The following is a 25297-nucleotide window of genomic DNA, read 5'->3' as shown; positions in this document are numbered from 1 at the left end:
TCGTTAAAAGGTTCACTGTTTTTTCTGTGAGGCAAGCTGTGGTAAAGCAAAAACGACATAGCCCCCCTGCGGCTTTGCGCGCTGCCCTTCTACTTCGCTTTCCTTTTTCTCGCGCGCCCACTTCAGCGGTGTCGTGGCAGTAACCACAAGAAAATGGCGCCCTTTCACTTCGTACATGGCGGGGAGCCCCTCGGTGCCGGTGGGAAGTTCACCTGTCCATAGCACCTTGCCACTATCTGCGTCAAAGGCGTAAACCTTTCCGTCTTTGGCAGTAGAGAAAACGATGCCCGTCGATGTCACCACCATTCCGTTTCGTTGCGCACGGGGCACACCTGTATTTTTACCACCTTCCGCAGCTGCGTCCTGGTCCAGGCCAATCGGCACTTTCCATTTTATCTTTCCTTTATTCAAGTCGTAGGCAATGAGCGACGACCAGGGAGGACTAATCAACTCAGCGTGCCCCAAGCCCCAGCCCTGGGTAAAGTAGCGCACAGAGGGTGCATCAGTGCCTTCAGGGTAGAGTGGCCCAAATTTTCCTTCGCTCTTCTCACCTACCCGACGTAATTCTTGTCCTCCAGGTGCTCCTCCTGACGCCACCACGGGTCCGGCAGGCATGGTTACCTCCTCCTGCTCTTCCTGCACAGGTTTACCGGTCTCGCCTTTCAAAAAGCTGTACAGGCGCTGCATCGTTGGCTGGTCTATGTGCTGGAAGGCAGGCATGTCACCTCTGCCTGTCATCACCACATGCTGGAAATCTTTATAAGTAAGCCGCCCCCCTACATCCAGGAGAGATGGTCCTACCAAGCCCGCACGGTTTGCGCCATGGCAGGGCTGGCAGTATTGTGTGTAAGTATGCTGGCCACCTTCGACCTCACTTATAATGGCAGGCTTCACCTCGTTTGATGCAGCTTCCCGCTTCTCCAGTTTTTCATAGAAAGACGGCCAGTCGATGCTCAGCACATAAACCATTCCCTGCTCCGGGTTGGCTGCGGTGTTACCCCAACTGGCTCCCCCTACAGCGCCTGGCAAAGCAAGTGTCTCGCGTTTATGCGAGAGCGGGGTGTAAAGACCAGTTTGCATCGAATCAATTCTTGCTTTCAAGGCAACTCGCTCTTCGGAGGTTAGAAAATATGGGGTAATATCATCCGCAGTCATGTGCTGGCGGGCGAAAGGAGGCACTACGGTCGGGAAAGGCTGTGTAGGCCAGGCCTGCTCTCCCGGTACTTCGCTTACCGGCACCGGCCGTTCTTCAATTGGCCAAAGCGGCTCTCCCGTCACGCGGTCGAACACAAAAAGGAACCCGTTCTTGGAGGCCTGTGCCACCGCATCAACCTTTTTCCCGTTATGCTGCACCGTCACCAGCTGAGGAGCCGCTGCTGCGTCGTAATCCCACAGATCATGATGCACCATCTGGTAGTGCCATAAACGCTTTCCCGTTCGGGCATCTAAAGCCAATAGGCTGTTGCCGTACAGGTTGCTCCCAATACGGTCGGTCCCATAGTAATCGTAGGTTGGGGAACCGAGCGGGAAGTACGCGATGCCCCGGGTTTCGTCAATTGATATCTCGCCCCAGGTATTTACACCGCCAACATATTGGTAGGCGTCTTTGGGCCAGGTATCATAGCCATATTCACCGGGCTGCGGAATCGTATGAAATGTCCAGGCCAACTCACCTGTCACCACATTATAAGCGCGAACATGACCCGGGGCGGAAAAGTAGCCCTCGCCGGTAGATGAACCTAAAAGAATCAGGTTCTCAAATACCTTTCCGGGGGTGCCTGACTGCACGCGCGCAATTGTGTTGGGGTCGCGGCCCAGGTTTTTCTTTAAATCAACTAAGCCATTCTCGCCAAAAGAAAGAATCGACTTACCGGTGCGGGCGTCAATTGCCTGCAGGTAATCATTCATCTGAAAGAGCAGCCTCCGGTCTTTACGGTCCTTGCTTTCCCAATAGTTAATGCCGCGCCTTGCAATTCCCCGGAGGTTGGCATGGATCCAGATTTCTTCTCCGGTTGTGGCGTCGAGGGCGATGAGCGAGTTGTTCTTTGCCAGCACGTACATCACGCTGTCGACAACAATCGGGTTGAACTGGTACACATTATCATCGCCGGTAGAATAAAACCACGCCGTCTGAAGCTGATTTACATTTGCTTTCGTGATCTCGTCGAGCACAACGTACTTTGACTGATCAGGACCACCACCGTAGTCTTTCCATGTTATATGCTTGTCGGCAGCAGACTGATGCACCTGCTGCTTAGATTCCTGCCTGACTACGCCATTACACCCCACACAGATTGTTAGCAGCAGTACTGCCCTGCAAATCATAGTTGGTAATCTTCCAAAGTTATGCGAGCTCATAAAAGGCATTTTCCTGTACTGAAATTAATTTTGCTCTGAATGTTCTGCACCGAAAATGGTTGGCAGTTTTATCTGGTTTGTCTGGACGAGCCTGGAAAGAATTGCTGCGACAATAAGCCACCGCACTCGCTCCTCAAAACAGCACTGTTGCGAACCTGCCGCCGCACTGGCTTATTTTACCGTTTTCGGAACGTTGGATTGCACGCCATTAGCAGGCACCTCCATTCCCGCAGCCCAAACAATTCCATTCAGCAGGAAGCGCCGGTAGTCTTCTACTGTCTGCATGTTATCGTGGTAATCTACACCGCCCATCACGAAGCCACGGCCACCGTCCTCGCGTTGGTAAGCCCATGCCGCCACCTGAGGGCCCTCCGGTGATTTTGCTGGCGTGCCTATAAGCAGATCGGTCCGCTTTTCATCCATCGGCAGCAGGAACCGCACGAAAACTTCGTCTCTGTACGTCCAGGGCTTCACGCCTCTCAACACAGGATGGCTTTCGTTTTTTGGAGCCATGGACCACTGGTCGTTCGGGTTTCTTGATCCTCCCTGCACCCAAAGTCCTCCTGTCCAATCCATGAAGTACCTGCGTGCCGTCCAGTTCTCCACCCAGTTAGCGTAATGAAACACCACGACGCCTACTCCAGTCTTGATCAGCTTGTCCAGCTCCTTCAGGTATGCCTGGGTCTCAGGATCGTAATTCATATGGTCTGTCGTCGGATCAGGAGGGAACAAAGGATGTGTTTCATTCGCAGCCCGGTCTGAACTGCTTAAGATGACGATCGCCGAAGCGTCTTTCAACTCATTCAGGTCCCGGGGAGCTTTGCCAACGAAAACCTTTGTCGTGACACCTTTGAGGTTTGGTGAGCTTTCCAGGCACTGGGCGAGCATCCTCAAATCCTTCTCGTATTCATGCCGGCCAAGAACACCGTGGTCTTTTGGTCCGGCCAGGAACACAATTTTCTTCGTCTGCGCCCTTGCCTGGTTTGTGAAAGAGTTAAGGCCGAGCAGTGCAAATGCACATAAAAGAATCGCTACGGCACTAAAAAGAGAAGTTGAGAACCTGTATGCTTCCATTTGCCTGACGAGCCGAAGAGCGCATAACCTGATGTCATTTTGATAGGAGATCTTGCGGATATTAGAATTAGCCATACAGCAGATTAATTAGGTTAAACAGGTAATGGTATAGAAACCTTTCTCTAATGTTCGAAAGACTTGGTACGACATCACAAAGTGAGCTGCCAAGCGATTAATCACTTATCAGATAAAACACCAGATACCTCTAATTCACTGAACAAAGGCCGAAACATCTGGAACAGTCACAGCTCAAAAGAAGCGTGTAAACGATTTTATAAAATGAGGTAACTCAGCGGCATCTGATTATTAACCGGAAGCATGGCATCAGGAATCCGGTGGGCAAAGTGCATTATGATCACCTGATAGCCCACTATAATCTGCATCAGCTATAAGCCTGCAGCCTTTTTCCTGCCAGAAAACAGCCTATCTACCATAACATGCAGCAGAACACAGCTAAAGAAAAAATCAATTTAGAAAATTATTCAGTAAATGCAACCGATTTCAACAACAATTTCATTTCTCCTGGCGCTGTAAAGTATAGAGAGTTGACACCAAGGCTTACCTTTCAAACACGAATACAGCAGGAACAGCAACTTGCCTCACGGTTTTTCAAAGCCTGCTGGAAACATGCTTTTAAAAATAAAGGCCCGCTGCATCCACAGGGGCCTTTATTCTTTATGATAGTTTCAGGTTTGTCAATTAGCGGCCATGTCCAGACCATCTTCCAGATTAAACCGGATCCAATCCAGCATCATCAGGGGCCTGTCTTTCACCTCCATGTTACGGAACACAAAAAACAACTCGTTTACACCACCCGGGTCCTTTACCTGTGCAGTGATGGTTCTGGTCGTCCCCCACCCGGATCGGTCAGGGCTCGAAGGCACAGTGGCAGTACCTAGCAGCTTTCCGTCCGGAGCATCTGCCCTTACTTCAATAGTGCCTCCGTCTGTTCCAACTGCCAGGTTAAATGTCAGCGTCTTGATGCCTGTTAAATCGATATCGCGGAAGGAGATATAAGACTTGTCCCGGATATCAGTCACAAGCGAAGGCCCGTCTCCGTGGGGTTGCTGCCGCCCTACGTTCAGGAACGAAGCGAAGTCCTCTGCCTGCACTTTTGGGTGGCGCAGGAGTACCACTTCCCGCCCGGTGAGCGGACCTGTTACGGGATGGCCCTTGTCGGTGTAGCTTGCCGAGACAATATATGTACCGGACTCGCCGCCACCTATGTGTTCGTTCAACCTGTAAGTGCCGGCCAAAGGCAAGCTACCCTGGGCACCATCTGCCAGCGACAGGATATACTTCACCATTTCTGTGGTTTCCTGCACCGAGTGCTGCGGATGTGCGGCCATCATCGCCGTACCCCAGTTGCCATTGCCTCCTGTAATAATCTTTTTTGCCAGCATAGGCAAAGCCGCATCATTGCCTTTATAGCGCACCGCTACTTCCTTGTAGCTTGGCCCTATGGACTTGTCGGCTACGGCATGGCAGGACTTGCAATCACTTTCTGCTATCAGGGTTTTTCCTCTTACAAACTTCACAGAGCCTCCCTCGGCATTCTGGCTGTTAGAACTCAGCAAAGCAAGGTCTTTTCCTTCTGAGAGATAATCCACCGCAAATTTCACCTGGCTGGCGGCAATGCCTCTGTTTAGCTGCCCGTCTTCTTTGTCACGTACACTCACCTTATAGTTCAGGACTCTGTTGTCGAAAAAGAAACTGCGGTTACCGGCAATTTGAATGGCCACCTCCGGTACATCGTTTCCGACTTTTATCTCAGTCTCAGCTGTTGCTATATCCCCTTCCTTGTCTGTCACCGTCAGCTTTGCCCGGTAAACACCCGGTTTGGTATAAGTAAAGACAGGGGCTATGTCTGTAGATTGCTCACCGGCACCTGATTCCCAGGCATAAGTCAGTTCGTCCTCTTTATCATAGTCAAAGGATTGCGCGGCAGAGAACTGTGCTTTGAAAGGCGCTGCTCCTACTGTTTTCGCTGCCATTATCTGCGCAATCGGCTGCCTGTTGCCTTCGGCATACTCAATTCTGACCAGCGTGGCATCCGGGTTACGGGCAAAGTAGTTGGCCCCATACTGCAGCACATACATGGCTCCGTCGCGCCCAAACTTCACATCGATTGGGTGAGCAAACTCCTGGCTATCGAGGAATGATTCTATTTTCTGCAGGTTCCCTTCTTCATCGAAGGTGAGCACTTTCATCCAGTCGCGCGCCCACTCATAAATGAACATCTTGTTATCGTAGTAATCTGGAAATTTGCTTCGGGACTTCTGATAATCGTTCGCGTAATAGAATGGCCCGGCCATGGCAGAACGCGAACCGGTGCCCAGCATCGGAAACTCCTCAGACTCACCATAAGGGTACCAGATCATCGCTTCGCGGGCAGGAGGCAGCACTTTAGAGCCGTAGTTGTTCGGCGACTCATTCACTGGCCGTCGTGGGTTAAATTTGGGCCCCACCTCATTGGTGGCGAAGTTGAAATCAGCGTAAGCTTTGTTGTCGCCTCCAAAATAAGGCCAGCCATAGTTGCCGGGGCTACGCGCCTGGTTCCATTCGTCCTGGCTCAGCGGTCCTCGCTCATTGGCTACTCCTCCGTCCGGACCCACATCTCCCCAGTATACAAAGCCCCGTTTGTCCACCGTCATACGGTAGGGGTTGCGGGCGCCCATCACATAAATTTCCGGCCTGCCCTGTGAGCCATCACGCGGGAACAGGTTACCTTCTGGTATGGAGTAAGACCCATCCGGGTGTACTTTAATCCGCAGTATCTTGCCGCGCAAGTCATGGGTATTGCCGGATGATTTCTGCGCATCGAAGGGTCCTCGTCCCGGCCGCTCATCGATGGGCGTGAAGCCATCCGATTCTTTTGAACTGGTATTATCGCCGGTCGTCAGGTACAGCAGGCCGTCCGGCCCGAAGTAAACGTTTCCGGCAGAGTGGCAGCAGGTTTCGCGCTGCACAGGCACCTGCATCACTACTTTTTCGGAACGCATGATCAGGCTGTCGCCGCCCAATAACTTAAACCGCGAGAGGTTCTGCACCGCCTCATCACCTACAGGCGAGTAGTACAGGTAAATGTAGTTATTCCGGTCGAAGTCAGGGTCCAGTTCCAGGCCAAGCAAGCCATCTTCGTAGTTCCCTTCGGTATGCACATCCAGCTTGGCCAGCACCTTCGTGGCTTTCTTTTCCGGGTCATACAGCTTTACACTGCCCAGGCGCTCGATGAACAGCACCCGTCCATCGTTCAGAATCTCCATTTCTATCGGCTCGTGCAGGTAGGTATCCAGCACTACCTGCAGAAAGCGGTTGTCTTCCGGCACCTGTTCGGTATAGGCCTTATCATAATCCAGCGCAGGACCCTCCAATGTATATTTGATACCATTCAGCACATGCTGCAGGAAGTCCTGGTTCTGGTAGCTTGCAGCAGTACCTCCCGCCGCTGTAAAGAACATACGCCCGCCATCGTATTCCCGGTACCAGGACACCGGCTCTTTCTCTTCTCCTTCCACCAGTACAGTAGCATCAGAACTTAAAGCATAGGTGGTATGAAAAGCGTCCTGCTGCTTCCAGCTTTTGGATAATCCTTCTGTTAACGCGCCTTCTCCTCCTACCAACTGCATGTTTACTTCAGAAGCCGTGTCCAAGCTATCAGCTTGTTTTACAGAAGTAGCTCCCAGCATGCGGTTAAACCAGGGCCACTGGTAACGGGAACTGCCTGCAGCATGAATACCAGCAATGCCTCCTCCGGCCTGCACAAAGCGCTCCACCTCGTTTTGCTGCCGCGTGTTTAGAACATCCTGCGATGTGTTCAGGAATACAACGGATCCGTATCTTTTCAGGGAATCTTCTGCAAAGTAGGCCGGGTTGGTGGTAGTGTCTGCCTGCAGGCCATTTTCAGCCGCATAGGCTGCCAGGGCTGCCATGGCCGCATCAGAAGTTTGCTGCGTGGTGCTGTTTTTTGAAAAGATGAGGATGCTGTTCTCTTTCTCTCCGGAGCAGCTCCACAGAAAGACTAGCAGGATATAAAACAGGACGTGCCTGCACAATCTATAAGGGTGTTGCTTTAGGGTCATGTAGGCTGAATTAGTTTAGCTATTCCTTTCTAAATTTATGATTTTCATGTTGTTTAGGCAAACGAAAGGTTCAGTATCTGGTGTTGTGCCTTTAGAAGAAGGGCAACCGAACAGCAGTTTCTATAAGCCCAAGCAGCCTGAATCTGGAAAGGGACCACAGCACGAACAAAGCAATGGTTTACTAAACTATTATCAGCAGTTTCACCGAAGTCTCAGGACAGTTGTTCCCCTAAAGCCGTCCACTTAAGCCTTCGCTGCCGATGTGGTGTGTTTTCACCAACAAATGCTGGTCAAAAGGCTCAGCAAGGGCGTTGACAGATATGATTATCAAATTGTTTCTCTTAAGTTGATGATATTGGTTGTTCCCCCTGCTTTTTGCCCTGAAATGAACTTAATTTTTGTGATAACTGCTAAACAGTTACGGTGGAAACAGTACGGTTTTACACCTGAACAAGCCTAAGGGCCATTGTAACAGCTTCTGATTTGCAGAGAGATGGTTTTTTATTTAACTAATTCTTACATTTAAGAATTTATTTTATTAAAAATTTGTACCGGAACCAACAATAGGTTGTACTCATTTGAAATTTTAATGTAGCTGTACGTGTCTTCTGTACTGTTTACGCCTCCCTTGCCATGCATGATATGAAGTATATATTCTTCTTTTTTTTAGGTACTACCTTCCTCTTAAGCAGCTGTGATAACAAAAAAGGGGACCAGCTCTTTCACCTACTGTCTCCGGAGGATACAGGAATCACCTTTAGCAACACATTGCCTGAGAACGACACGCTCAATGCCATTGAATACGATTACCTGTACAATGGAGCCGGTGTAGCCATCGGAGACATTAACAACGACGGGCTGCAGGACATTTTCTTTGGCGGCAACATGGTGTCCAGCAGGCTATACCTGAACAAGGGTAACCTGAAGTTTGAGGATGTTACTGAAAAAGCCGGTGTGGCGACCGACCGTTGGGCAACCGGCGTATCAATGGCCGATGTAAACAGCGATGGCCACACAGACATCTACGTATGCGTAGCCGGACCAAATAAAACAGCAGACAAACCGAACATGCTGTTCATCAATAACGGAGACGGCACTTTTACGGAATCTGCCAGGGCGTACGGGATAGCAGACACAGGATATAGTACCCAGGCTGCTTTCTTTGACTATGATAAGGACGGCGACCTGGACATGTACCTGCTCACAAACGCGCTGGAGAACTTTCCGCGCAACAATGCCCGGTTTAAAAAAGTGGATGGCCAGGGGCTGAGTACAGACAGGCTGTACCGTAACAACGGAGATAATACTTTTACCGATGTTTCCAGAGAAGCCGGAATCCTGATTGAAGGATACGGACTGGGTGTGGGCATTGCCGACATCAACAACGACGGGTGGCCTGATATTTATGCGGCAAACGACTTCATCACCAATGATATTCTCTACATCAGCAATGGCGACGGCACCTTTACGAATCGCTCAGAGGAGTACCTGAAGCACCAGAGCTGGAATGCCATGGGCACTGATATTGCCGACTTCAACAACGATGGCCTGCTGGATATTATGACCGTGGACATGCTGCCACCTGACAACCAGCGGGAAAAAACCATGATCGCGGCCGCTAATTATGACCGCTACAGGCGGAATCTTTCAATGGGCTACCAGCCGCAGTATGTCCGCAACAGCTTACAGTTAAATAACGGTAACGGTACCTTCAGCGAGGTAGGCCAGCTGGCGGGTATTCACCGGACAGACTGGAGCTGGGCTCCCTTGTTTGCTGATTACGACAACGACGGCCACCGGGACCTGCTGATCACAAACGGCTACCGCAAGGATGTCACCAACCTCGATTTTATTATCTATAAGCGCCAGGAAGGGCAGTTTGGGGATGACGCCCATCAGGCAAAGACAATGGCCAAACTCATCAAAGAACTCCCAGGTGTAAAGGTGCATAATTACGTTTATCAGAACACCGGCAACCTCTCTTTTGCCGATAAGTCTGAGGAATGGGGCTTGGATGCCCCCTCCTACACCAACGGCACCGCCTTTGCAGATTTGGACAATGACGGCGACCTGGACCTCATCATGAATAACATCGATGAGGCCGCCTTTATCTACAGAAACGATGCAAACACGCTGCCTGACCGGCATTACCTGCGCGTAAAGCTGGAAGGTGACACGAAGAACAAAGCCGGCATGGGAGTAAAGCTTACCCTGAAGTATGGTGGTCAGCAGCAGTACCACGACCATTCGGTGTACCGCGGCTACAAGTCTACAGTAGAGAACGTGGTTCATTTTGGGCTGGGCAAAGTCGCGCAGGTAGACGCACTGGAAGTAACATGGCCGGATGGCAGGCAGCAGACAATCAAGAACGTAAAGGCCGACCAGGTGTTAACCCTGAAGCACGCCAACGCCACAGCTCCGGCTACCCCACCAGCCACCACAACCATCGCTACTCTTTTCCAGGGCCTGGACAGCTCCGCAACCGGAATCAGCTACCAGCACAGGGAAAATGATTTTGTAGACTTTAAGTTGCAGCCCCTGCTCATGCAGAAGTACTCTCAGGGTGGGCCAGGCATTGCCGTGGGCGATGTGAACGGAGACGGGCTGGAAGACTTCTATGCGGGGGGCTCCTCTGATGCTTCCGGTAAGCTTTATCTACAGACGGCAGCAGGCAAATTTACTCAGGCGCCTTTTACAGATGGAGTAAAGCATGGCGATGACATGGGTGCTCTGTTCTTTGATGCGGACAGTGACGGCGATCTGGACCTGTACGTGGTAAGCGGCGGAAGTGAATTCAAAGAGGGAGCCGCAGAATACCAGGACCGGCTTTATATGAACAACGGCAAAGGAGCGTTTACACTCACTCCTTCTGCGTTGCCTGCCACCAAGTCGAGCGGCTCCTGCGTGGTAGCGGCAGACTATGACCAGGACGGTGACCTGGATCTGTTTGTGGGTGGCAGAGTGGTGCCACAGCGCTACCCTTTACCAGCAACCAGCTACATCCTTCAGAATAACGGAGGCAGGTTTACGGATGTGACAGAAAAAGTATGTCCGGAGCTAAAGCAGTTCGGTTTAGTAAGCACCGCCCTGTGGACAGATGCCGACCAGGACGGGCAAATAGACCTGATGGTAGCGGGGGAATGGATGCCTGTGACTTTGCTTAAGAACAAGGGGGGCAAGTTTGTGGCTGCAAAAGACACAGGGCTGCAGGATGCCATCGGTTGGTGGAACAGCCTGGCAGCAGGTGACTTCGACAACGACGGCGACACAGACTATATAGGCGGTAACTTCGGCCTAAACTCTGATTACAAGGCTTCCCCCGAGGAACCCGTTACCATTATGGCGAAGGACTTCGACAACAATGGCAGCATAGACCCTATACTAGGCCGTTACCTGATGGGCAAGAACTACCCGGCTCACCCACGCGATGCCATGACCGATCAGATGGTTTCGTTTAGAAGAAAGTTCCAGTCGTTTGAGGCCTACGCCAGCATAGGCTACGAAGAGATTTTCACGAAGGAGGAGCTAACGGATGCCATTGTAGCCAAAAGCACCCATTTAAAAAGCAGCTATATCGAAAACCTCGGAAACGGGAAGTTTAAAGTGAGCCCGCTGCCGGTTCAGGCGCAGGTGGCACCAGTGTTCGGTATTACAGTCAACGACTATAACGGAGACGGCAACCTGGACCTGCTGCTGACAGGTAACAACTACGGCACAGAAATACAGGCAGGCTGGTACGATGCCTCCATTGGTCTGTACCTGCAGGGGAATGGGAAAGGAAGCTTTGCACCGGTTCCTGTTACCAAGAGTGGCTTCTTTGTGGATACGGATGCAAAAGGCATTGCCGAGCTAGTAATGCCGGATGGTAAAACCCTTGTACTGTCGGCCTCTAACCAGGGCCCTGTAAAATCATTTACCTATGGGCAGCAGAAGAAGCTGATAGAACTTAAGCCTGCCGATGCCTGGGCCATTGTGACGCTACAGGATGGAAAAAAAATGCGGCAGGAGTTTTACTACGGTTCAGGCTACCTGTCACAATCGTCCAGAACACTGGCTGTACCTGCAGGTGCACGGGCTATTGCTATACATGACTTTAGCGGAAAGAGCAGACAGGTTGCTGTACAGGCAGACAAGCTGGCGCTGCGCCCTTAGCTGCCCCTGGCATGTACGCTCCCTCTTTAGGGTTATTTGCACGACTTTTTTAACCACCTGTTGATAAATTTACAGAAAGCAGAATAATAGTGTCCAATACAGGAACTAGTTTTACCAGAAAGTAATTGGTTACTTACAAGCGCTGTAGTAATTTAGAGTGCCGAAAACACATACAGTGAAGGCGCTGAACAAACTGCCGAACTCAAACATCCTTTCAAAGACCATGAAAAGTGTCAAGTCCCTAGTACTCTTCTTGTTTGCATTACCCTTTATTTTTGGTTGCGAGGAAAAACACGACCAGGCAGGCCTGGATAAGTTCTCACAGTCACAGTTGATCGTATGGAACAGGCATCTGAGTGAGATCATTATCAAGGATATCTTTACTCCACCTGTTGCCAGCCGCATTTACTCTTACCCAAATATTGCGGCCTATGAAGCCCTGGCTCCTGCTTATCCTGCTTATGAGACACTTTCCAGCCAGTTTAACGGCTTGGCTGATGTTCCTCAGCCCGACACCACACAGGAAATCTATTATCCTGTTTCGAGTATCATCGCCTTCTCCACAGTAGGCAAAAAGCTTATCCTCGATGAGCTGAAGATGGAGGAGTACGAAAACGAGTACCTGGCGCGGGTTAAAGAAATCGGCATCAAGGAAGATGTGCTGAACAACTCTGTTGCCTATGGCCGCCAGGTAGGAGAACACATACTGGCCTGGGCAAAGAAGGACGGCTACATAGAAACACGTGCGCTCACCAGGCATGTTATTACAAAGAATCCGGATGCGTGGCAACCTACTGCTCCTGACTATATGCCTGCTGTAGAGCCTCACTGGAACAAAATCAGGCCGTTTGTAATGGATTCTGCAGCACATTTCAAGCCTAAGATGGCAACTGCTTTTGATTCTACGGCTACTTCTGAATTTTATAAAGAAGCGATGGAGGTGTACGACATCGTAAAAAACATTGATGAGGAGAAACTCCTGATAGCCCGTTTCTGGGATGATAATCCAAACATATCCTACACCAAGGGACATGTGACCTATTTCCAGCAGAAGTTAACACCTCCCGGCCACTGGGTGTCCATTACCAGTTCCGCAATCCGAAAGAACAAGCTGGATATGATGGAAGCTGCTGAAACATATGTAATGGTTACTACGGCTTTGGCAGATGGATTTATTTCCTGCTGGGATGCCAAGTACGCCTATAATTCTATTCGCCCGGACACGTACATAGAGCGCTATATTGACCAGGACTGGGATCCGATTCTGCAGACGCCTCCTTTTCCGGAGTTCCCGAGTGGCCACAGTGTTATATCAGCAGCGGCGGCCACTGTACTTACCCATAAGTTTGGAGACGCCTATGCCTTTGTTGACTCTACACAGATGGCTATAGGTTTGCCAGTGCGTAAGTTCAACTCCTTTAACGAGGCTGCGGCAGAAGTAGGAGAAAGCAGGATCTACGGTGGTATTCACTTCCGTCCTGCCTGTGACCTAGGAGCTGAACAGGGCAAGGAAGTAGGAAACCATGTTATCTCCAAATTAAGAACCCGCAAAGCAGCACAAACAGCGAAGCTATAAGCAGTCTGCCTGTCCTCTATTTTGATGAATATTTTTTAAAAAGCAGCCTGCCCAGGTTAACCAGCCGGCAAGCTGCTTTTTTCAATTACTGAGCCCATGTATGCATCACCCAAAGCCTGTATGCCCTATAGTTTAAAAGCTGCATCGCTTGCAGCAGTTCTTTTTCTTGCCGGCTGCAATGCCAGACAGGAAAAAGAGACACCAAAAGAAGCCGCGGCAGAGACAGCAACAGCACCCCAACTATTCGACCGCCTCTCAGATTCAGAGACAGGCATTACTTTTTCGAACACGCTTACAGAAACGCAAACGCTCAACGTACTCGAATTTGAGTACTTCTACAATGGCGGCGGTGTAGGGGTAGGCGATTTTAACAACGATGGGCTGCAGGATATCTTCTTTTCCGGCAACATGGTGCCCTGCAGGCTGTACCTGAACAAAGGGAATCTGGCGTTTGAGGATATCACGAAGCAGGCGGGTATCAACACCTCCGGTCGTTGGGCAAGCGGTGTGGCCGTAGCAGATGTCAACAACGACGGCTATCAGGATATATATGTCAGCGTAACAGGCCTGACAAGTTCAGAACAGCGCAAAAACCTGCTGTACATCAATAACCAGGACAATACCTTTACAGAGGCTGCCCAACAGTACGGCCTTGCCGACGACAGCTACTCAACGCATGCTGCTTTCTTTGACTACGACAAGGATGGCGACTTGGATCTCTACCTGCTCAACCACTCGCTGGAAGAAAAAAACCCTAACCTCCTGCGCCCCCAAATAAAAGATGGTTCAGGGAAGAACACCGATAAGCTGTACCGAAACAACGGGAACAACACGTTTACAGATATTTCGAAGCAGGCGGGTATACTGGTGGAAGGCCAGGGCCTGGGCATCGCCATCAGCGATATCAACCAGGATGGATGGCCGGATGTGTACGTGTCAAACGACTACCTGTCGAATGATATCCTGTACCTGAACAATGGAAACGGCACTTTTACAGATAAGGCTGCCGCTTACTTCAAGCACCAGAGCCAGTCGGCTATGGGCAACGACATAGCCGATTTCAATAACGACGGCTTGGTGGACATCATTACGGTAGACATGCTGCCGGAAGATAACCTCCGGAGCAAGCTGATGTTTGGGGGCATGAACTATGACCGGTTTATGGCGGAGATACAGAATGGCTATACCCCGCAATACATGCGCAACACGCTTCAGTTGAATAATGGCAACGGTTCTTTCAGCGAGATCGGGCAATTGGCGGGTGTACATAGCACAGACTGGAGCTGGAGCCCCCTGTTGGCCGACTTCGACAACGACGGCTACAAAGACCTGCACATTACGAATGGTTTCCCTAAAGACATCACCAACCGGGATTTTATTATGTACCGTATGCAGGGCCTGAACAGCACCGTACCGATGGATGTGCTGAACAAGGAGCTGATGAAAGTTATCAACCAGCTGCCCAACGCGGAGAAGTCGAACTACATGTACCGGAACAACGGAGACTTTACATTTAGCAACCAGACCAAGGCCTGGGGCCTGGAGGTGCCGTCTTTTTCTAACGGAGCCATTTATGCCGACCTGGATGGCGACGGGGACCTGGACCTTGTTACAAACAACATAAACGGAAAAGCCTTTGTGTACCGCAACAATGCGGAGAAACAGGTTGGAAATAATTTCCTGCGGATAAAACTGCAGGGGGGTGAAAAAACAGCAGGTTATGGCGCCAAAGTGAAGCTGTCTCAGAATGAGAATACCCAATACCATGAGTATTCTCCTTACAGGGGGTTTATGTCTACGGTAGAGCCTTATTTACACTTCGGGCTGGGGCAGGATTCTGTAATAACGGCTTTGGAAGTTACCTGGGCTGATGGGAAAGTACAGCAACTGGAGAACGTGAAAGCAAACCAGCTGCTTATACTCCACCACAGAGATGCTGTTGCGGCAAAACAACAGAAGAGGCCTTCCGCACCCCCTGTATTCCAAAGCGCAAACGCAAAGCATAAGATAAACTACACCCACAAAGAAGAGCCTTATATTGATTTTAAGGTACAGCCGCTGCTGCCGCACAAGTATACGCAGAACGGTCCGGGTATATCGGTGGGCGATGTAAACGGCGATGGGTTGGAAGACTTTTATGTGGGAGGAGCTTTCAAGTATCCGGGAAGGGTTTTCCTGCAATCAAAAACCGGCACCTTTACAAGCGCTGCTATCACAGACCAGACGAAGTACGAGGAGGACATGGGCAGCCTGTTCTTTGATGCGGACGGTGACGGTGATCTGGACTTGTACGTGGTAAGCGGAGGAAACGAGTTCCCTGCCAATTCGCCTTACTTCCAGGACAAGCTTTACAAGAACGACGGCAAGGGCAACTTTACACTGGATACGCAGGCATTGCCTAATACGACCACCAGCGGGTCGTTTGTAACAGCGGCTGACATAGACAGGGATGGCGACCTGGACCTGTTTGTAGGGGGCAGAATGTCCCCGCAGCACTATCCGGCACCTGCCGAAAGCTACATCCTCCTGAATGAGGGAGGCAGGTTCCGTAACGCCACGGCACAGGTACTGCCGGCGCTACAAAACCTGGGAATGCTCACGGCTGCTCTCTGGACCGATTTCGACAATGACCACTCAGTAGACCTGATTGTAACAGGAGAAAGCATGCCGGTTACTTTCTTCCGGAATGTGAATGGAACATTACAGAACGTAACGGCCGCTACCGGCCTGTCCAATACCAGCGGCTGGTGGAACAGCATCGTGGGGGGCGACTTCGACAACGACGGCGACATCGACTACCTTGCGGGCAATCTGGGCCTAAACACCAAACTGAAAGCATCAGATAAAGAACCCGTAACCGTTTATGCGGCAGACTATGACCGCAACGGCAGCATGGACCCTATACTGGCGCACTATGTGATGGGCAAGAATGTGCCGGCGCGTCCGCGGGATGATATCTTTGACCAGATGGTGTCGATGCGCAGGCGCTTTACCACTTACGACAGCTATGCCCGTGCTTCAGTTACAGAGGTGTTGTCTCCGGCAGAGATGAACCAGTCTTATGTGCTGAAAAGTGTAAACATGCACTCCAGCTACATCGAAAACCTGGGCAATGGGAAATTCAAAATAACATCCCTGCCCATGCAGGCACAGTTTGCCCCTGTGTTCGGTATCACGGTGAATGACTATGACGGTGACGGTAACCTGGACGCACTGCTATCCGGTAACTCGCAGGCACCAGAGGTACTTAGCGGCGCTTACGATGCATTTACTGGCTTGTTCCTGAGAGGAAACGGCAAAGGAGGTTTCCAGCCAGCAACCCTGCAGCAGAGTGGCTTTTTAGCAGATGGCGATGCCAAAGGTATGGCCGAGCTGACACTTTACAACGGCAAACCACTTATCTTGACTGCCAACAACGATGGGCCTTTACAAGCCTATACTGCTGCTGGCCCAGGAAGCCAAGCACAGGTCATTAAGGCTAAACCTTCTGAGGTAAGAATGGAGATAACACTGAATACCGGTAGAAAGATTGTAAAAGAACTTTACTACGGCTCAGGTTATCTGTCGCAATCTACCAGAAGCATTGCCCTGCCTCAAAATGTCGTATCCGTAGTGGCATATGACTACAACGGGAAGAGCAGAAAGATTAAGTAGCAAAAGCCCCTGATGGGGCACAAACAGTAACCAAGAAGATGCATCAACTTCACAGACATATAAGAAGTACATCCTGTGCCATGCTTTCAGCTTTACTCCTGCTAACCTCCTGTAGTGAAGAAAAGCAGGCAAACGGGAATAAAGATATGGCCGCGCTACTGGAAGAGGTTGCACAGACATTTTACGTTCCAGACAACAGGTTTGCCAACCATGCCCGTGTTGCGCATTTCGATGAACTTGCGTCCACAGTTTCCGGCAGGAAGAAATTTGATTACGAATACCAGAAAGCTATCGAATTATTACGTTCCGGAAAACCTGAAGAGGCTGCCAATTTATTTGAAAAGCTCCAACAGGAACTGCCTCAGCTCGCTCACAGCTTTACTCCAAAAGACGTTAACCTGGCCGACAAATTGGAAGCAGACATTGCACAGGCCTACCTGCGCTTTGGTGAACAGGAGAATTGCCTCATTAACCATACCTCAGCCTCCTGCATTTTCCCTATTGCCAGCGCTGGATTCCACCAACTTCCGACCGGCTCCCGAAAAGCCATAGAGCACTATACGGCGCTTTTAACACGTAACCCGGATGCGTTACAGTACCGCTGGCTGCTGAACATCGCATACATGACGCTTGGAGAGTATCCACATCGGGTGCCCGAGAAATGGCTTATTCCAATAGAGAGCAAATCAGAACATCCGGTAGCGCGTTTTGAGGAAATTGCCGGGGATTTGGGCGTTGATGTGGATAATATTTCCGGCGGATCTGTCCTGGAGGACTTTGACAACGATGGCTACCTCGATATCATGGCCTCTTCCTACGGCCTGCGGGACCAAATCCATTATTTCCATAACAACGGCGACGGCTCTTTCTCTGACCATACAGAAAAGGCCGGCTTGAAGGGTATTACCAACAGCCTGAACATGACGCAGGCAGACTATAACAACGATGGCTTCATTGATGTGCTGGTGCTGCGGGGTGCCTGGTTTGAACAGCAAGGCAAACAGCCTAACTCGCTCCTGCGCAATAACGGGGACGGTACCTTTACGGACGTAACAGCAGAAGCAGGCCTGCTTTCTTTCTACCCTACCCAAACGGCCACCTGGGCTGACTTTAACAATGATGGCTGGCTGGACCTGTTCATAGGAAATGAAACATCCGATAAGTTTACGCCTAAACCATGTGAGCTGTATATCAACCGCCGTGGCAGGTTTAAAAATGTTGCCAAAGAGGTTGGCATTGAGTTAAACCAGTATGTAAAAGGAGTGACTTCCGGCGACTTCGACAATGACGGCTGGCAGGATATCTACGTATCCACGCTGTACGGCCAGAACTATTTGTTCCGCAACCTGGGTCTGGGAAAAAGTGAGCAGCTGCGGTTTGAAGATGTAACAGCAAGGGCTGGCCTGGACAAGCCCATGATGTCGTTCCCTACCTGGTTTTATGATTATGACAACGATGGCTGGCTGGATATCTTCGTGTCAGGCTTCAAATTCAGCTCGGACCCCAGCGTCTCCTATAATGTGGCAGCCGAATACCTTGGTTTACCGAACGATGCCGAAAAAGCAAGACTCTACCATAACAACGGAGACGGCACCTTTACAGATGTAGCAGAAACAATGGGTATAAGCAAAGCTTTGTACACCATGGGCAGCAACTTTATAGATATTGATAACGATGGTTGGCTTGATACGTACCTTGGCACCGGAGACCCAAGCTTTGAATCCATCATCCCCAATAAGCTGTTCCGCAACAATGCCGGCAAAGGTTTTCAGGATGTAACGACAGATGCAGGAGTTGGCCATCTGCAGAAAGGGCATGCTGTCTCGGCCGGTGATATAGACAATGATGGCGACCAGGACATATACACTGTAATGGGAGGTGCTTTTGAAGGCGATAACTACAGGAACGCGCTTTTCAAAAATACCTATCAGGAAAACACCCCTTCCACTAACAACTGGATATCCATCAAGTTCGAAGGGACAAGAGCAAACAAGGCCGCCATTGGTACACGTCTTAAAGTTACGGTTACAGACCAGGGCAAAAGAAGAATTCTTTACCGTGATATAAACTCCGGGGGGAGTTTCGGGGCCTCTAGCCTGCGGGCAGAACTAGGCCTTGGGCAGGCAACTCGAATCGATAAGCTGGAGATAACATGGTCCGGTTCTAACCGCACACAAGTGTTCGAAAATATTACTGCGAACCAGTTTATTCAAATAACAGAAGGAAATGCACAGGTAAAGAAGCTAAATAACCAGAAGCTGAACTTCCAAAAGAAAAAAGGTGCGCATGATTTACACCATGCGCACCTTTCAACTCATCAACAGTAAGCTTTGATAACTTACTTTACCTCCTGTTTGCAGCCAAACCTGTTTGCTGTACATCAGTAATCTCCGTCCGCAACTTTCCTGCCTTATCCATTATCTGAACAGATCTGGTGCCTGCCGGTAACCACAGTGTTCTGGAAGACTGTGACAAGTAGCCGGAACCGAAGTAAAACTCCTGCTTTCTTTTAGTGCCGTTAGCCAGTTTGATGATGGCATAAGCATCAGACGGTAAAACAGGAACAGCATGCAAAGCTTTTTGAGGTGTCGCCCGCTTATAAGCCTTCAAGGAATCATTATGAGCAGCCACAAGTATCAGCGGGGTTCCATTTACGGTATTTACTTCCGCCATTCCCTTGGCATCAGAATCAACCATAAACCCGCTCTTGTTCACATCAACAGGTGAGAACTGCCCTTTGCCATTGCCTTTCAGGTAAAGGCCCGTAAAAGCGTCATAACGCCCTACTACCACTTCGGTAGCATAAGAGTTGCCGACCAGCAGCATGTCCAGGTTTCCGTCGCCGTCATAGTCATTTACCGTAATACCACATACAGGGGCAAACTGTGCCTGCATGGGTAGTGCAGTCATCTTAAATTTGCCGTTACCAAGGTTCTCGATGTAACTGGTTTCAAAGTTCTCGCTCTTGACAGCGTATGCCCCCTCCAGCCTTTCGGGAGTAAATATTTCATCAAACGATTTGCTGGCATAGTCTTCATAGGTCCTGAACTCCCTGCGCATGGATACCATTTGATCCGTAAGGTTGTCCCGGCCGTGCACCAGCTGTTTTTTGCCCTGGATATAATGGGTTATCACCGCATCTGTCGTACCGCTCTTGTCAAAGTCTTTGGCATATACCTGAACCGGCTGGTTTTCTGAGGCCTTGAACTTAGAATTAAGCCCCAGGTTACCTGCTACAAAATCGATGTCTCCGTCATTGTCAAAATCTCCTGCCGCCAGGCTGTTCCACCAGCCGCTCGTTCCGCTGAGTCCTGTGGCAGCGGTCACGTCTTGTAGCTTGCCATCTACGTTCTTCAGAAACTTCACTGGCATCCACTCTCCTACCACCACCAGGTCTACCGCATTATCTTGGTCGAAATCGGTCCAGAGTGCGGCAGTCACCATCCCAATGTCAGAAAGCATCGGTCCAACGGCCTGTGTTACATCCCTGAACTTACCACCGTTATTCTGCAGGATATAGCTCTTTGCTGGCAGCGGGAACGCTCTTGGCTGCACTCTTCCTCCTACAAACAGGTCCAGGTCTCCGTCCTTGTCATAGTCTGCCGCTGTTACACAGGAACCACTGGCAGTTAACTGCGGTAAAGCCGAGGCATCAAGCGTAAAGTTACCTTTGCCATCATTCAGATACAGCCGATCCTGGTAGGCTTTGTCTCCTGTTGCATATTCACTTCCACCGCTTACTACATACAGGTCCAGGTCGCCGTCACCGTCCGCATCAAAGAACAGGCTGCCCATGTCTTCTTCCGGCTTCTCTCCTAAGGCAAGCGCTCTGGAGCTGAACTTCCCGTCCTTCCCCTGCAGAAAAAAGGTGCCGGGATAGGTGGCGCTACCGCCAACGTAGAAGTCCTCCAGCCCATCTGCATTTACATCGCCCACCGATATACCCGGACCATTCTGCGAATACTTATGCGGCAGCAGCGGCTGCAGCTTAAAGTCTACATACTCCTGGCTTTGGTCTTTATAAGATATGCCTACATCGGCTGTTATATCCTCAAAGAAAGAAGCATTATTTTCTGCAGGCTCTCCCGCTGTGTTTTTTTCTACTGCATCCTTGTAGCTTACAACAAGCACCTGATCAGACTTTACATTTTTCAGTACCTGGTGTTTTCCGTCGGGCCATGTAATTTCCACCACATCCACCCGCTCAACTGGCCCCAGGCCAAAATGCAGCGTATTCTCTACTGTCGACTGAAAACCCCTGCCAGGATACTGCTCCGCCGCCTGCATCCTGTCATTATACCTTAGCACCGCTCTTGCGCCTATACCAGCTTTATTGGCGGCAGCCCCTTCAAACTTTATCCGGAGATAATGCCTGTTACCTCCTTCCTTGTCTTTACCTTCTTTTGCACGGTTAGCCCGTTCCGAAACCATGTTCTGGTACACAAAGGCCTTCTCATCCACATTGTTGATGATAATATCAAGGTCTCCGTCATTATCCAGGTCAGCATAAGCGGCGCCTGTCGAAAAAGATTCCCGGTCAAAACCCCAGTTCACAGACTCATCCGTAAAGGTTAAATTCCCGCTGTTCCGGAACATGAAGTTGTGCTTTTTAGATCCCTCCATGGTTTCGGCTATTTTCAGGAGGTGCGTTTCGATACCTCTGCTCCCGAAAGCGGATCTGGCCTGTGTCAGGTAGTAGGTGGCGAAATCGAGGTGCGTGATGTCTTTGCGGATACCGTTCGTGATAAACAGGTCCCGGGTGCCATCATTATCAAAGTCCGCAAACAAAGGGCTCCAGCTCCAGTCGGTATAATGGACGCCGGCCAACTGGCTTATTTCACTGAAAGAGCCATTGCCATTGTTTAGGTGCAGGTTGTTGCGTACATACTGCGGCATATATCCCCGCTGAAGTGCCATTTGAAACTCATCGTATTTTTTTACCCCGTTCATGAGTTTCTGCCGCCTGCTGTCGTCCGGCATCATGTCCACGCTGATAATGTCCGGAAGCCCATCGTTATTGAAATCGGCGATATCCGTACCCATCGAGAAATGGCTTGTATGCTTTAAATAGCTGCGGATACTTTCTGTGAACGTGCCGTCCTGGTTGTTGATGTAGAGCAGGTCATCATAGATAAAATCATTGGTGACATAGATGTCAGGCCAGCCATCCTGGTTCATGTCGCCGATACCAACGCCCAGGCCATAGCCTTCTTTGATGATGCCGGCTTCTTCTGCAATGTTGGTAAAGGTGCCGTTGCCGTTGTTCCGGTACAACCTGTCTACGCTGGAACTCTTGCCTGTTCCAGCTTTTGCTGCCATCACATTGGGGTTTACATCCGCACGGTTTACGGTAGCCAGGTACACATCCAGGTCCCCGTCTTTGTCGTAGTCGAAGAACACAGCCTGGCTGGTATAGCCGGTGTCTGCCAGCCCGTACTTTTCGGCCTCTTCTTCAAACAGGGGGCTATTGTCTGCGCCTGTGCCTTTGTTTATAAACAGGAGGTTCCTGCGGCGATCAGGGTCTTTATACCCTGACATGCAGACGTAGACATCAAGCAAGCCGTCGTTGTTTATATCTACAATAGAGGCTCCTGTTGCCCAATTGGATGTTTCTACACCTGCCTGCTGCGTCACATCCTTAAACTCAAGGTTGCCTTTGTTCAGATAAAGTTTGGCAGAAACCATGTTTCCTGTGAAAAAGACATCCTGCAGACCGTCGTTATTCAAGTCGCCAACCGCTACGCCACCCCCGTTGTAGAAATACTCAAAGTTGAGAAGGTTGATAGAGTCGTTGGAAGTGAGTGTATTTTCGAAGGTAATGCCGGTATCGTCCGGGGACTTTAGCTCGAACATCTTTTCTTCCTGGCTGCAGCTGGTAAAACCTACAACTGCAACAGAAAGGGCCAGTGCTTTAAGAAGAACGGGTAAACGAAAAGTATTCAGTGTCATGATAGCTGAACGGCATGTTGTAAGTGGAGGGCGCAAAATTCAGATGCTCCCACCCTTCGTGTTTTCTTTCAGGAAAGCAGCCGGTTGTATGAATGCATCTAAAAACAGACAACACATCTGCCGCCTAAAAAGTGACATTTTCTATTTCTCCGGCAACAACGGTATAAGTGGTTTCGCCTGTAGCAGACATGCTGAACCCAAAGTTGCCGGATACGCTGTAATTAGTGGCGTCGTATTGGGAGATTTGCAGTTCTCCGTTTGTGATGCCACCACTGTACTTCTCTTTTGTTTCCTGCAGGGCTGCTTCCGAGACGCCATTCAGGAAGTAAGCCTTCCCATCCCCGGCAGTACCGCTTCTGAGGCGGTAAGAACCTACCCTATCGGTCCTGAGTTTTACAGAGAGCATAATGGCTGTTGTGTCTCCGTCCAGCACCTGCACACCAATGATAGTCAGGGTGTCGCCTGTGCCAATGAACGCGTCGGCTCCATTCGTAATGGTCCGTGATCCTAATTTAAAATTTCCGTTTGAGGCTCCCCATTTAACACCGTTCACCACAGCGGAGATGCCGCTACTTGTACTGTTTACAGGATCAGGAAACTCGTCTTTGCTACAGCCAGCTAATACTAAACTGCCAAAAACAGTCAAAATGAATGCACAATATTTACTCAAGAAATTTTTCATCAGGTATATTCTTATCCACAGTCTAAAAATAAGAAAAGGATCACAAACTGTGATCCTTTTCTCATCAACTAATACAGAAGGGGATGTAGTTCCTTCTATAAATTCTCAAATTTAGAACCCATTGTTTTGATCCCCCTGCAGGGCTGGGTTTCTGTCGATTTCCGCCTGAGGTATAGGCAACAATTCGTTTATACCTGTCTTGAACGGACGTCCCATGGCATTTAGCACACTAGCTGCTCTGCAGGTTCTTACAAGGTCAAAGAAACGGTGTCCTTCAAAGGCAAGCTCTTTGCGTCGCTCTGCAATGATGAGGTCACGAAGTTCGGCCTGGCTTACGTTTGTAACAGGCTGCGGGCAGGTAGCACCTTCCATGCTCTCACGTGCGCGTCTTCTCACTGCGTTCAGTGACTCCAGTGCCTCCTGTGTTCTGCCAAGTTCATTCAGTGCCTCAGCATTCCAAAGGAGCACATCAGCATAACGAATAAGCGGAATGTTCAGCGGCGAGTTAGCAGGACCTGTTATCTGGCTCTCAGGTATCAGGAATTTTTGTATACTATAACGGGTACGTGACCATGGCGAGAACTGGTAGGGAGAATTTGGATCACCAGGTTTTTCTCTTGCATAGTCATAAGGAATCCCGTTAACGGTATCACCTATCATCAAGATAGAGTACTCCAGACGTGGATCACAAGGCTCAAAGGCCTCCACAATGTTGTTCACCTTGATATTCGGGTTGCCTCCGTAGTTATCAGGTGTCAATGGCCCGATTGGTGTACTGTACCCCCAGCCAGAGATTTCATTTGTACGGGGTGATAGCCACTGGTTTAGCGCAAGTCCATCGTTATCGTTGTTCCAGCCACCAGTTCCACCTACACCTTGAACTGAAAATATAATTTCTGGGTTGTTTTCCCCTTCCAGAAGAAATATACTTTCGAAGTCCTCTTCCAATCTATGCTTACCTGAATTTATGATAGCATTTGTCAGATCTACTACCTCCTGATACTGGTCTTGTGTAGCCCATGGCGTTTCTGAACATCCTTCAGGAGTAGATTGCCAAAGCTTAGACTTAGCCAGAAGAGCTCGTGCAGCACCTTTCGTTGCTCTACCTACGTCCGCTCCACTATAGGATTCGGGAAGTACTTCAATGGCCTCTCTCAGATCCTGCTCTATCTGAGCCCAGTTTTCTGCGACAGACGCCGGACGTGGAACGAAAACCTCCTCTGGGTTAAGTACACTTGTAATGATTGGAACGCGTCCGAAAGCTTTTACCAAGGTAAAATAATAGTGGGCTCTCAGGAACTTCGCTTCACCCAGGATTCTGGCCTTCAGTGTTTCGTCCATCTCAATAGGCGGTACACGCTCCAGCACCAGGTTAGAACGGTAAACACCATCATACAATTGGCTCCACCAGTCATTCAAATCCGCAATACCTGATGTATGGGTAAAGTACTGGAACTGCCGAATCTGGATGTAGTCCTGGTCATCGGTACTTCCTTTGTCCGTATCACCGCCTACTACGTCTCCAATAATCCAGTCCATACGGGAATGTACATCCCACTGCAAAGGGTCGTATGCAGCATTCAGTGCTGCCAGCGCATCTTCCGCTGAAGTGTAGAAGTTGGCAGTTGTTAAATCAGACAGCGGCCTTCTATCCAGAAATTCATCATCACAGGCCTGAAGTGCCGCACCACCCGCGATTAATCCGCCCGCTACTAGAGACAGATAGATCGTTCTTTTTAAATTTATCATTGGTTTGTTTGAGTTAATACA

At 49.9% G+C, this 25297-nt stretch carries 10 protein-coding genes; 4 read left to right on the top strand and 6 right to left on the bottom strand.

The window, feature by feature from the left end:
- Positions 1-12: 12 nt before the first annotated feature.
- The 3 genes from ACYVB1_RS09855 to ACYVB1_RS09845 form a co-directional block, all read right to left on the bottom strand.
- A complete protein-coding gene (locus ACYVB1_RS09855; protein ID WP_460923339.1) occupies positions 13-2325 on the bottom strand; it encodes an outer membrane protein assembly factor BamB family protein in 2313 nt (770 codons plus the stop codon).
- A gap of 204 nt (positions 2326-2529) precedes the next feature.
- Complete coding sequence (locus ACYVB1_RS09850; RefSeq protein ID WP_460923337.1) at positions 2530-3507, bottom strand: ThuA domain-containing protein; 978 nt, start codon at positions 3505-3507, stop codon at positions 2530-2532.
- Positions 3508-4127: 620 nt separating this feature from the next.
- Positions 4128-7514: a ThuA domain-containing protein gene (locus tag ACYVB1_RS09845; protein WP_460923335.1), complete on the bottom strand. Its 3387-nt coding sequence runs from the start codon at positions 7512-7514 to the stop codon at positions 4128-4130.
- A 642-nt stretch (positions 7515-8156) separates the two neighbouring features.
- On the opposite strand from ACYVB1_RS09845, the gene ACYVB1_RS09840 reads away from it, so the two are divergent.
- The 4 genes from ACYVB1_RS09840 (at position 8157) to ACYVB1_RS09825 (ending at position 19223) form a co-directional block, all read left to right on the top strand.
- A complete protein-coding gene (locus ACYVB1_RS09840; protein ID WP_460923333.1) occupies positions 8157-11666 on the top strand; it encodes a VCBS repeat-containing protein in 3510 nt (1169 codons plus the stop codon).
- A 223-nt stretch (positions 11667-11889) separates the two neighbouring features.
- Positions 11890-13242: a vanadium-dependent haloperoxidase gene (locus tag ACYVB1_RS09835; protein ID WP_460923331.1), complete on the top strand. Its 1353-nt coding sequence runs from the start codon at positions 11890-11892 to the stop codon at positions 13240-13242.
- Between the two features lie 120 nt (positions 13243-13362).
- A complete protein-coding gene (locus ACYVB1_RS09830; protein WP_460923329.1) occupies positions 13363-16896 on the top strand; it encodes a VCBS repeat-containing protein in 3534 nt (1177 codons plus the stop codon).
- Positions 16897-16976: 80 nt separating this feature from the next.
- Positions 16977-19223, top strand: a complete 2247-nt coding sequence (locus tag ACYVB1_RS09825) for an FG-GAP-like repeat-containing protein (RefSeq protein WP_460923327.1) — start codon at positions 16977-16979, stop codon at positions 19221-19223.
- Positions 19224-19239: 16 nt separating this feature from the next.
- On the opposite strand, the gene ACYVB1_RS09820 is transcribed toward ACYVB1_RS09825, so the two are convergent.
- The 3 genes from ACYVB1_RS09820 to ACYVB1_RS09810 form a co-directional block, all read right to left on the bottom strand.
- The gene (locus ACYVB1_RS09820) at positions 19240-22845 is read right to left on the bottom strand and encodes a VCBS repeat-containing protein (protein ID WP_460923325.1); all 3606 of its coding nucleotides are present in this window, start codon (positions 22843-22845) and stop codon (positions 19240-19242) included.
- Between the two features lie 124 nt (positions 22846-22969).
- Positions 22970-23527, bottom strand: coding sequence for a hypothetical protein (locus ACYVB1_RS09815; RefSeq protein ID WP_460923323.1), 558 nt, complete (start codon positions 23525-23527; stop codon positions 22970-22972).
- A 111-nt stretch (positions 23528-23638) separates the two neighbouring features.
- Positions 23639-25276 carry a RagB/SusD family nutrient uptake outer membrane protein gene (locus tag ACYVB1_RS09810; protein WP_460923321.1) on the bottom strand — a complete coding sequence of 546 codons (1638 nt, stop codon included), beginning with the start codon at positions 25274-25276 and terminating at the stop codon, positions 23639-23641.
- Between the last annotated feature and the right edge of the window lie 21 nt (positions 25277-25297).

This window comes from Pontibacter brevis, from assembly GCF_054779655.1.
The sequence above is the reverse complement of the archived record's forward strand: the minus strand, read 5'-3'. Positions and strand labels throughout refer to the sequence as shown.

Coding starts and splice junctions, on each gene's coding strand:
- ACYVB1_RS09825 (WP_460923327.1), top strand. CDS start 16,977: ATGCTTTCAGCTTTACTCCTGCTAACCTCCTGTAGTGAAGAAAAGCAG.
- ACYVB1_RS09815 (WP_460923323.1), bottom strand. CDS start 23,527: ATGAAAAATTTCTTGAGTAAATATTGTGCATTCATTTTGACTGTTTTT.
- ACYVB1_RS09840 (WP_460923333.1), top strand. CDS start 8,157: ATGAAGTATATATTCTTCTTTTTTTTAGGTACTACCTTCCTCTTAAGC.
- ACYVB1_RS09820 (WP_460923325.1), bottom strand. CDS start 22,845: ATGACACTGAATACTTTTCGTTTACCCGTTCTTCTTAAAGCACTGGCC.
- ACYVB1_RS09830 (WP_460923329.1), top strand. CDS start 13,363: ATGCCCTATAGTTTAAAAGCTGCATCGCTTGCAGCAGTTCTTTTTCTT.
- ACYVB1_RS09845 (WP_460923335.1), bottom strand. CDS start 7,514: ATGACCCTAAAGCAACACCCTTATAGATTGTGCAGGCACGTCCTGTTT.
- ACYVB1_RS09850 (WP_460923337.1), bottom strand. CDS start 3,507: ATGGCTAATTCTAATATCCGCAAGATCTCCTATCAAAATGACATCAGG.
- ACYVB1_RS09810 (WP_460923321.1), bottom strand. CDS start 25,276: ATGATAAATTTAAAAAGAACGATCTATCTGTCTCTAGTAGCGGGCGGA.
- ACYVB1_RS09855 (WP_460923339.1), bottom strand. CDS start 2,325: ATGATTTGCAGGGCAGTACTGCTGCTAACAATCTGTGTGGGGTGTAAT.
- ACYVB1_RS09835 (WP_460923331.1), top strand. CDS start 11,890: ATGAAAAGTGTCAAGTCCCTAGTACTCTTCTTGTTTGCATTACCCTTT.